Source organism: Streptomyces hainanensis, from assembly GCF_004348415.1.
Taxonomy (GTDB): domain Bacteria; phylum Actinomycetota; class Actinomycetes; order Streptomycetales; family Streptomycetaceae; genus Streptomyces; species Streptomyces hainanensis.
In genome coordinates, this window is record NZ_SMKI01000300.1 from 1 (window position 1) to 9,874 (window position 9,874).

At 66.1% G+C, this 9,874-nt stretch carries 8 protein-coding genes; 2 read left to right on the forward strand and 6 right to left on the reverse strand.

Features of this window, described 5'->3' with window-relative positions; all coding sequences use genetic code 11:
• Positions 1–229: 229 nt before the first annotated feature.
• From E1283_RS24405 to E1283_RS24420, 4 genes are all read right to left on the reverse strand, one after another.
• Entirely contained in the window at positions 230–829 is a 600-nt protein-coding gene (locus tag E1283_RS24405; RefSeq protein WP_132820287.1) for a hypothetical protein, read from the reverse strand.
• Between the two features lie 6 nt (positions 830–835).
• Positions 836–2,509: a DEAD/DEAH box helicase family protein gene (locus E1283_RS24410; protein WP_243745067.1), complete on the reverse strand. Its 1,674-nt coding sequence runs from the start codon at positions 2,507–2,509 to the stop codon at positions 836–838.
• 4 nt (positions 2,510–2,513) lie between these two features.
• On the reverse strand, positions 2,514–4,919 hold the full coding sequence (locus E1283_RS24415) for an ATP-binding protein (protein ID WP_132820288.1): 2,406 nt from the start codon (positions 4,917–4,919) through the stop codon (positions 2,514–2,516).
• Positions 4,920–5,195: 276 nt separating this feature from the next.
• The gene (locus tag E1283_RS24420; RefSeq protein WP_132820289.1) at positions 5,196–5,849 is read right to left on the reverse strand and encodes an Eco29kI family restriction endonuclease; all 654 of its coding nucleotides are present in this window, start codon (positions 5,847–5,849) and stop codon (positions 5,196–5,198) included.
• Positions 5,850–6,065: 216 nt separating this feature from the next.
• Between E1283_RS24420 and E1283_RS24425 the strand changes: the two genes are divergently transcribed.
• A complete protein-coding gene (locus tag E1283_RS24425; protein ID WP_132820290.1) occupies positions 6,066–7,436 on the forward strand; it encodes a DNA cytosine methyltransferase in 1,371 nt (456 codons plus the stop codon).
• Between the two features lie 4 nt (positions 7,437–7,440).
• Positions 7,441–8,301: a very short patch repair endonuclease gene (locus E1283_RS24430; protein ID WP_132820291.1), complete on the forward strand. Its 861-nt coding sequence runs from the start codon at positions 7,441–7,443 to the stop codon at positions 8,299–8,301.
• A gap of 78 nt (positions 8,302–8,379) precedes the next feature.
• Here the strand turns inward: E1283_RS24430 and E1283_RS24435 are convergent, their stop codons facing one another.
• Complete coding sequence (locus E1283_RS24435) at positions 8,380–8,841, reverse strand: NUDIX hydrolase (RefSeq protein ID WP_132820292.1); 462 nt, start codon at positions 8,839–8,841, stop codon at positions 8,380–8,382.
• A 49-nt stretch (positions 8,842–8,890) separates the two neighbouring features.
• Complete coding sequence (locus tag E1283_RS24440; protein ID WP_243745068.1) at positions 8,891–9,679, reverse strand: aminotransferase class IV family protein; 789 nt, start codon at positions 9,677–9,679, stop codon at positions 8,891–8,893.
• Positions 9,680–9,874: the final 195 nt, after the last annotated feature.

Sequence of the window (9,874 nt, forward strand, 5' to 3'; positions counted from 1 at the left end):
GCAGAGTCAGATGTGTATCAGAGACACCCTCACCACCACCCCCGCGCCCACGCCCAGGTCACAGGCGGCTCTGCGGGGTTCGCCTAACACCTCGATGCGCGTGGCTTTGGTGACGGGCGCCGTGCCCACGGGGGAAGTTGATGGCGCTGGCCAACGATTATCGCGATTTTCCGCCGGAGACGGTCACCTGACCGCGTTACGTCCGCACAGGGGAGCTGTCGCTGAAAGGTCAGCGGGGAGCGACGCGCATCAGTCTCAGAGTGGTATGGATCAGCTCAAGCCCGGCGATCCTCGCGACCCGGCGATGCCTCGCCTGCTCGCCTTCGCCGAGCCGCTGCCCTTGGGGCAGCCCGATGACGAGGAGTGGCTCGGGGCGATCGTCCACCCTGGCGTTGATGCCGGCCCAGACGAGGTCCTGGAGATTCTGAGCGGGTGCCCACATCATGAGCCGCTCGGAGCCGGACCCCTTGACGACGCACCGCGTGGGCTTCACGTCGAGCGTGTCGAGGTCGGCTTGCCATTCCGGGCCGAGAACCTGCCGGGCGATCTGATCCGCTGTCGGATAACGGCGGAAGGCGTACTTCGCGTTGGGGCCGATGCCGTTGCGGACCCGTGGCAGTTCCTTGACCGGCCCGTCCTTAATCCACACCCGGACCTTCTCTCGGGGAATGAATCGGGCCAGCTTGTCGCCGATCAAGGGGTCGTTGACCCACTGCTCGTAACACCGTGAACGCTCACGTGGGGATAGCCCGTCCCAGTCGAGTTCCTCGATCTGGCGGTAGACCTCCGAGAGGACCTCCCCCCGGATCTCCTCATCGATCTCGCTCATCCGGGATCAGCCTCCAAAGGCGGCGGGGTTGGGGAACTGTAGACGGCTCTCCTCCAGTGTGGTCTCCAAACTGGCGGCGTCCTTGATCCATTCACGCATCAGGCTCTCAGCGCGCTGGTCCGCGAACTCGAAGCTAGTGCCGCGCTGCGTCAGTCGCAGGATTTCGAGTTCGTCCTCCGCGACCTGTTGGCGGATGTTCATGATGGCCGCGACACGGCGGATATCGCTGACAAAGTCCAGAACCTCCACGTGTGTCTTACCGGTGCGCAATCTCAGGCCTCGCCCGAGCTGTTGAACGAAGATCCTACGGCTGTGCGTGACTCGCGCGAAGCAGAGGATGTTGACATCGGGAACGTCGACTCCCTCGTTAAGGATGTCGACCGCGGTGAGGATCGGCGTCTGACCGCTGCGGAAGCGCATCAGTCGTGCCTGTCGCTCCCGCCGGGCCAGGCGTGCGTGGACCGGGAGTGCCCCCCGCCACTGGGGTACCTCTTCGAGCAGGGCAGCCATCCGATCGGCATGTTCGATGGTGCGGCAGAACACGATCGCCCGAGGCTGGGGCGTCCGTTCCCAGACGGCCATGAGCCGTTCGCGGACCGCCTCGTCCCGTTCCGGCAGGAAGAGACGAGCATTCAAGTCTTTGATTGAGTAGCTATGTTCGCTGGCGGAGCGGACGAAGTCCCAGTCGATGGTGTCGGCGTAGAGCCTGTACCGGACCTCGGACAGGTAGCCGAGCCGCATGCCGTCCTCGATTCCGAGAATGAAGCTCGGCTCGCCGAACCGATGGCGAATGTCGAAGCGGTCACCCCGCCATGGCGTCGCCGTCACTCCGAATTGGCGGCTGGCGGAGAGGACATCGAGCAGTTCGGCGAGCTGCCCGTCCTCGGCCACGTGGTGGGCCTCATCGACCATCACCAGAGCGGGCCGGTAGCCGGCACGCGCGTGACCGAGGGCGCTCGCCACGGTCGCGCACGTCACCCCTCGCAGGTCATCCGGGCGGTGATCTCCGGTCAGAAGTTGTGTGCGGACGTCCTTGGGCAGGTGCTGCCAGAGCGCGCGTTCCAGCTGGTCCACCAGGTCCTTGGTCGGGGCGACGACCAGGACCTTGTCGCTGGGATTCCGACTGAGATGGCGAGCGATCACTTCGCCGCCGACCACCGTCTTTCCCAGTCCGGTGGCCAGCACGAGTAGTGCGCGATCCGCGCTGTCAAGGTCGCTGAGGACGGCCTGGAGTGCTTGTTCCTGGTAGGCCCGTAGGGTGTGGTGCGGAAGGCGCCGGGCGGCGAACCCGTCGTCCGCGTACATGTCCATGAGTTCGTGACCGGACCACAGCTCGACGCGCATACCGGCAGCCGCGAGACTCTCGCGGCGCTTGCGGGTGGTAGGCCCGAACCGGCTGTTTGTCACGACTGCGGCACGGTCCGCGCCATAGTGGGCTTTGGCGCGGAGCACTTCGTCGACCGCGCCGGGTGGCACGGCCGCTCCCGCCTTCCACTTCGCCTGGAAGACCCAGCGCTTTCCCTCCCGGAGTGCGAGGACGTCTCCTCCCTGGTCGTAGGACCCGTCGATGTTGACAACGTCGGTGAAACCCAGGTGGAGCGCGAGGCGCTCCACCTGGCGAGTGAATCCCGACGGTCCAAGTGCGCGCAGGAAATCCGGGGCCATGAAGGAGGGCGTCACAGATCTACTCCGAGCGGATGATGTTGTGGTCGAGCATGTCGAAGGTGATCCTGGCCAGTGCCAGCTCCAGCCGGGGCTTCGTCCCCGGTTCCGCCAGGAACTCGCTCACGACCTCAAGCGGTCGCACAGCCTGCGCCACTTGGCGGTCCTTGATCTCGCTGTCCGACCAGCCGGCCCAGGAGGTTTTGAACACCGCTCCGTCGAGGAAATCGCCCGGGAACACTCGAACGAGCGCCGCGATGCCGGCCGTGTCGAGGTATGCCACGAACTTGCCCTCTTTGACGACCGCCGGCCAGTTGAGGGAGGCGTCAGCCCGGCCCGCTTCACGCTCGGCACGGAGGCGAGCGTCCTCAGGGAGGGCAGCCCACAACTCGGCCGCCTTCGGCGGGACGATCGGTTCCATCAGGGCCCGGACCCGGCTGGTCATTGCCTCGGCCCTCTCCCGCAGTGCGGACTCGGTGACCCGCTGGTCCGGGAACTGCCGGGTGACGTCAGCGAGGACCGCCGTCACCTTCTGCCCATCGGGTTCGAAGGCGTGCAGCGTCTGCGCGATCTCCACCAGCGCGTAGTCGCGGGGATCGCGCCCGTACTCGCGGAACACGGGATGCTCGCTATAGACGTAGACCTCCAGGTTGGTTCCGCGCCCCATTCGGGCCAGGGAAGGAACTTGACGTTCCTGGTCGTCGAGCAGGGGCACGCGAGTGTCAAAGACCGTCACGATCCGCCGCCCCAATCGAGGAAGGCTCACCTCGCCCGCGAGGTCGAATAGTCGGGTCGAGTCAGCACGGTACCGGGCGAACCGCTGCTCCTCGGTCTCCACCGGTTGTGGCTCGGGTTCGGCCACGGGATGGACGGGCCTCGCCTGACCGTCGGCATTCGTCTGGTCCCTGGTGCCCAGAGGAGCCAAGCCCGTGCGTCCGGCCAGCGAGCCGCGAGGCCCGCTGGCGCCGGCAGTCGGACTCGGGGCTCGGCCACCGTTATCGCGAGCCTCGTCGTGTGCGAGTACGGCTGTGAACCAGATCTCGTCCGAGAGGTACTCCGCCTGGCCAGCGTGGAACTTCGCGCCCCAGTCGCGGGCCGCCTCGTGGGTCGCCTTGCTGCCGTCGCCAGGGATGAGGCAATCCGTGCCCGGGCGGTTCTCCTGGTAGCCCTTGAAGATCTCGCCGAGGTGGGAGGTGTTTGGTGGGTAGCCAAGCGCTGCGGCCTTCTTCGGGCGCATCGGGCCCTCGCCTCGCAGGGCTGTTACCGCGTACCGCCACTCGCGGCTCTCGCGGTTGAAGTCCAACTTCTGATAGCCCACGGGAACGTGGTCGAGGTGGATCTCGCCTACGATGCGTCCCTGGGTGGCCGGAATGTCCACCGGGTACTCCGGGACGAGGGTGCCGTCGTCCGGGTTCTCCCAAGAGAACAGAGAACGATCCCCAACCCGGATCTTCCTGCCGTTGCGGAGGAAGTCGATGCCGAAGTCGCTCTCGTGAAGGTACCGCTGGACGCCGATCCAGCCGTGGATACGTCGCTCACGCAGTTGCAGGTCTTCGCTCTCGCACTGGACGCAGCGGTCAAACTCGAGGTCCGGGTTCTGCCAGTGACCGCAGTCCATGCAGGCGAGAGCGGGTGCCAGGCGGATATCGACGGGTTTGATCGCCGGAATCTCGCGGCCCTGTCTGATGACTGTCCGAGATGTCGACCAGACGCAGGGGAGCCGGGGCAACACGTTCTTGCTATTGACCTTGAGCCTGAAGCCGCGCCCAGCCATGGGGCCATCGGGGACCCCGGACACGGGGTTCTCACTACGAAGTAGGTAGGAATACACCCGTCCGAGGTCGGCGCGGATCGCCGCATGCCGGCGGGGGCGCTTGAGGTCCTCGGCGATCTCGTCCCGGAGGCGGCGGACGACGACCTCCGTGCCGTGCAGCGTGGGATCGTCCTTCGGCTCACGGCGAAGAGGTGACTTGTAGCTGTCGTTGCGGGCCAGCCGCCGCAGGTCGATCTCCACGACCAGCCAGTCTGGGTCTCCGACGCGCGTCGTTCGCACCTCGGTTAGGTTCCCAAGCCGTGCGGTGGCGATATTGAAGCCCATGCCGAACAGCCCGAGGCTGCCATAGCGGCGCTTGGCGCTGTAGCCGGCTCGGAGCGCGTTCTGGAGCATCTCGCGGCTCATGCCGCGACCGTTGTCAACAACGCTGACGAAGAGGTCCTCGTCAGTCGGCTTCGGAAGAGTGATCCAGACCTCCCGGGGATCTCCGCGTGTGAGGTCCGGGTCGGTAAGGAAGTCATCGAAAGAGTTGTCGATCAGCTCAGCCAGGCACTGCCAGGGCTTGTAGGGGATGTCTCCCAACGCCTCCAGCAACTGCGGCGAGGGCATGAGGTCGATCTCTTCAAGGGGCGCCCGCTCGGCGTCGGTCGACAAGGTGCTCCTCCTCGATCAATTGGTTAGTGGTCCAGCGGGTATCTGTCAGCTCAACCAAGGCTTACACCACGGCACTGACAATCCGGGGGCTCGGGCGGTTACCCGTCCTGATCGGGAGGCCAGTGGGAGTGCCGTGGGGGCTGGGGACGACAGCCGGGTGCGCGCCGATCCGGCGCGAGCCGGACGAACTTCTCGGCGGCGTCCCGGGGTTCGTCCAGGGCGGCCAGTGGCTCGGCGCCCAGCTCAGCCCATGATCGCGGCCAAGAGACGTCGCTCTCAGGAGGCGTCGAGGTCGAGGAAATTCTCGGTACTTGGGTGTGACCACGGCAGAGCGCCGTATCCGTTGACCTGCCGCTCGATGTGAGCCTTAACCTCTGAGACGAGCGCCTCGATGTCATGGACGACGCCCCCGTGGGTGCGCCGTCGCCCCTCGTGCACCGTGTCCCACTTGCTCTTCCGGCTCTGCCGGGTTGTCGCCCCCTGCTCCTTGCTACCGAACCCAGTGAGGATGCTGTTCCACACCGGCTGGTAGCCGACGCGCAGCCCGTTCTCACCCAGGTTCGCGTGCACGTCCGGCAGCAGTAGCGCCCGGAACCGGAACTCGTTGATGGGGAGGCCACCCTCGATGATCGAGGTCCGGTGCTGCTTGAGACGGCTATGGAGGGGGAATCGTTCCCGGACCCTTGCCCCGGTGGCGCTGTTGCTGGTGGCCTGCCCTACGTACACGGGGATCTGAAGGGTCGACAGCGGCAGGTACAGCGCTACACCGACCCCGCGACTGTAAAGCGCGTACAGCCCGGACCCCGCGAACCTCGGGATCTCCGTGGTCATGGAAACCAGGGGTTGACGCTCGAAGGTCTCGCAGATGGTGTTCGCGAGTTGTTCGGTCGACAGCGGGTCGAACGAGGCGGGCGTGTACTCGGAGGGCATGGCTTCCTGATCGATGGGGGGCGTGTCCCCGTCGGATGGCGGGGGACGTTGCTCCGGCGCGGCTGCGAACTGGCTCGCCGCCTTCAGCGCTGAGGACGTTCGCCCTGCTCCTTCTGGATGATGGATCACCGCGAACTCTATGGTTTTGCTCACTCCCTGGCGACTCAGTTGAGTGAAGCGACCTCGTGATCACCAATTCCGCGGTATGGTTCTTGCATGGTTGACCAGCCTAAAAAGACGAAGAAGCCGCGGACCAGTGTTGAGCTGTTCGCGGGCGGGGGCGGCCTTGCTATGGCGGTCCACCAGGCGGGCTTCCGCCCGCTCCTGTTCAACGAGTTCGATAAGCGCGCGTGCGAGACGCTCGTGGCGAGTGCCCGGAAGACGCTGGGCGTGGACGGGGTCGAGCGCGTCAGGGACACGAGGCCTGAACCCCCCAGGCCTGGACGGCCTGCGCCGCTCTACCCCGGGGATGTGCGGGACCTTGACATGACGGCGCTCGAGGGGAAGGTGGATGTCCTGGCCGGCGGCCCACCGTGTCAGCCGTTCAGTGCCGGCGGCGTCGCCAAGGGCGACGAGGACAAGCGGAACATGTTCCCGGCCATGTTCAAGGCTGTCCGTGAGATCCGGCCCAAGGCGGTCATCTGCGAGAACGTCCGAGGTCTGCTGCGACCCTCGTTCGCTGAGTACTTCCAGTACATCCAGAACGAACTGACACTCCCCTTTGAGAAGCGTGACGATCGGGACAGTTGGGAGTCGCATAACAAGCATCTGAAGGGCGTCATTGGCGGGCTCGCCGAGAACGACGCCGACCGCGACCACTACAAGGTCGTGATGGTGCCGGTGAACGCCGCGAACTACGGGGTGCCCCAGATCCGCAACCGTGTCGTGCTCGTGGCCTTCCGCGCCGACATTCCGGTCGATATCGAGGCATTCAAGAAATATGTCGAGACGCCTCAGTTCTCGGAGACTGCCCTGTGGCGCTCGATGCTCGACGAGGACGGGCCCTACTGGCGACGCCATCCGGGCGTGCCGCCGCGAGTGCGCGAAAGGATGCGCGCGTGGGCTCGCGCCAAGCTGCCGAAGCCCACCAAGGAAGCAGACCCCAAGATCAGGCCATGGCGCACGCTGCGTGACGCCATCCAGGGCTACGGCACCGATGCCAAACTTCCAGCGCTCCCGCGGGTGGAGCTCAGTCGTCTCGACGAGAAGTTCGACTTCGGCAAGGAGATCGGTGTCGTCGACCACATCGGCTGGCCGGGCGCGCGTATCTACCAGGGGCACACGCCGAACGAGCTCGACAAGCCCGCTAAGACGGTCAAGGCTGGCGTGCACGGTGTGCCTGGCGGAGAGTCGGTGGTGCAGCTTGATAGTGGCTACGTGGACCACACGTCACCGGACGGATGGACATATCATCACCGCTACATGACGGTTCGGGAGACGGCTCGAGTGATGACTTTCCCCGATGAATGGCTGGGCTCCGGCCCCCGCGGGGAGCAGATGCGCCAGCTCGGCAATGCCGTCCCGGTCGTTCTCGGTGAGTTCTTCGCCAATGCCGTCGCCGACGCGCTCTCGGCGGCTGGACACTGACGTCATGCGGGAACAAGGGGCCGGGGGGCGCTGGAAAGAACAACTTCCACCGGAGCGTGCATACAAGCGGCGTGCTGGCGCCGTGGCGCCGGCGGTAGAGCAGGACCGCGCGGCCGGAGGCCGCGGCCGACGCCATGTCGCGCTAAGCGACGGTCGCTTCGCGCGGGCCTCGATTAGCTTGCGGTTGTACCGGCGGACGCGGCGCATCCGCGCGTATCTGCGTTGGTCGCGGGATGGCAAGACCCAGGAGCGGTACGTCTGCGAGGTGGAGCACGCTTCCAGGGGCGAGAATCTGGCTGAGGCGTGGCAACGCGCAAAGGAAAGAGGGCTGTTGGCGGGGGAGACGCTGCCGCCCGAGTCGACCGCCTCTTCGCCTGAGGTCCGTGCTGCCATGCGTGCCAACCGTGGCAAGGACACCGGCCCCGAGATGGCGCTACGGAGGCTGCTCTATCATCGCGGACTGCGCTATCGAGTCAATTCCCGGCCACTCGCCGAGATCCGCCGCAAGGCGGACTTGATCTTCCCAAGTGACCACGTCGCGGTCTTCGTGGACGGCTGCTTCTGGCATGGCTGCCCCGACCACTACCGCCCGGCGGTCAAGAACGCGGACTTCTGGCGCGAGAAGATCGACGGCAACCGGGCCAGAGACGCTGAGACCAACGAGAAGTTGCTCGAAGCTGGTTGGAAAGTGATCCGAGTCTGGGAGCACGAAGATCCGGCCCGAGCCGCGGACACTATCGATCAGCTGCTCCGGCGGTCGCGAGTCTCCGGAGTTCGACGGGGTGCTACTCCGCCGGACGTTGAGCGGGCCTGTGATGGCGCCCTCCAGGCGTCGGATGACGATCCTGCCGTTGCCCAGGATTGATCCCAGCCTCGGCGAGGACGCTCAGGGGCAGGGTGACGGGGCTGTGCTCGACGACGACCACTTCGGACAGGGAGTCGGCTACCCCCGCTCGTACTCGTCCGCGTTCCTGAGGCCATACCAGGTGGCGATAGCTCGCTTGTAGCCGTCGGGCATGTTCAGCCGGGGCACCTCATCGATGGCGAACCTGCCGAGCCGCTTGTGCTTGTGGCTGACGACGGGCGGCCGGTCGGGGGTCAGTACGGTGCAGCCATAGGTGACGATCAGCACCTTCCGTTCGGGGATGGGCTGATAGATCCATACTCCGCCGTCGATGAGGGGGCCGGCCTTGACCTCCCAGCCGGTCTCCTCCTGGATCTCTCGTTCCAGCGCCTCCTCCGGACTGGCGTCCATGGGCACGGCACCGTCCGAACCGCCGATCTCCAGGCGACCGCCGGGCAACTCCCACTCGTCGCGCTCGTTGCGCAGCAGCAGTACGCGGTCCTGAGCGTCTAGAACGACACCCTTCACGGAGACCGGCCAGAGCGGCGGGGTATAGGTCATGGCAATCCTTGCTGGGGTCTTCCCTGTGACGTCGTTCCTCTACAGCCGTTTACGGCCGTTCGCCAGGGATGGCCTGGTAGGTGTCGCGCAGTTGAGTAAGAAGAGGGTGCTCCGTCGCCAGGGGGGCCTCGTCGATGCAGGCGATGGCTCGGACACCGATGGTGGTGTTCGTCGCGAACGCGGCCCGCATGCCCTGGGCGTCAGCGAGCGTGACGGGAAGCGTCGCATGGTCCGTGCGCTGCTGGAGCAGGGCCGAGGTGACGCCGGGCAGGACGTCGGCCTTCGGCCACACCACGCCGTTATCGTTGATGAAGCCGACGTTCCATGTCCCACCTTCCGACACCTGGTTGTCGGGGCTGATGAACAAGGCGTCGTCGAATCCTTCGAGTTGGGCCGCGCGTCGGGAATGGAGTAGGCCGAAGAGCCCTGTGTGTTTGACGGCCGGCACGTCTCGCTCGTAGTGAACGGACTTCACCCGCAGCGGCGGCAACGGGAGGCTCGCCGCCGGACGAACGGTGACCAGGATGTTCGGGTTCTCCGCCTCGGCAGGGTGGCCCATGTCGATGGCCGGGTCGAAGACGGTGACCCGCACGACGAAGGAGTCGCCGAGTCCTGCTGCCGCCTGCCGGACGTACCGCCGAACCAACTCCGGATCCAGGCTCGCACCGAACAAGGCGCCACAGTCCCGGACGAGACGCTCCATGTGCAGGCTCAGCCCTCGTACGCGTTGACCGTCAACGCGCATGCTCGTGAAGTGACCGTAGTTCGTGAGGGCCAGCGTCAGGAGCATGTCGGGGAGGACCGGTCGTCCGTTCAGTTCCGCCATGGTCAGCAGCATGACAGGGGAGGGAGCCCGAGCCGGTCGTCACGGTGAACGGCTCAGGCCCCCGGTCCGCCCGCAGGGCGGGTGTCAGCGCCGTGTCGGGTAGGTGGCCGTCACCTCCACCTCGACGAGCCAGCCGGGGACGGCCAGGGAGGCGACCTCCATGGTGGCGCGGGCCGGGCGGGCGTCGTTGGGGACGAGGGGCGGCTC

What these genes read in the sequence shown, in the direction of transcription:
- E1283_RS24405 (WP_132820287.1), bottom strand. Translation starts at nt 829, where the DNA reads ATGAGCGAGATCGATGAGGAGATCCGGGGGGAGGTCCTCTCGGAGGTC.
- E1283_RS24420 (WP_132820289.1), bottom strand. Translation starts at nt 5,849, where the DNA reads ATGCCCTCCGAGTACACGCCCGCCTCGTTCGACCCGCTGTCGACCGAA.
- E1283_RS24430 (WP_132820291.1), top strand. Translation starts at nt 7,441, where the DNA reads ATGCGGGAACAAGGGGCCGGGGGGCGCTGGAAAGAACAACTTCCACCG.
- E1283_RS24425 (WP_132820290.1), top strand. Translation starts at nt 6,066, where the DNA reads ATGGTTGACCAGCCTAAAAAGACGAAGAAGCCGCGGACCAGTGTTGAG.
- E1283_RS24435 (WP_132820292.1), bottom strand. Translation starts at nt 8,841, where the DNA reads ATGACCTATACCCCGCCGCTCTGGCCGGTCTCCGTGAAGGGTGTCGTT.
- E1283_RS24440 (WP_243745068.1), bottom strand. Translation starts at nt 9,679, where the DNA reads ATGCTGCTGACCATGGCGGAACTGAACGGACGACCGGTCCTCCCCGAC.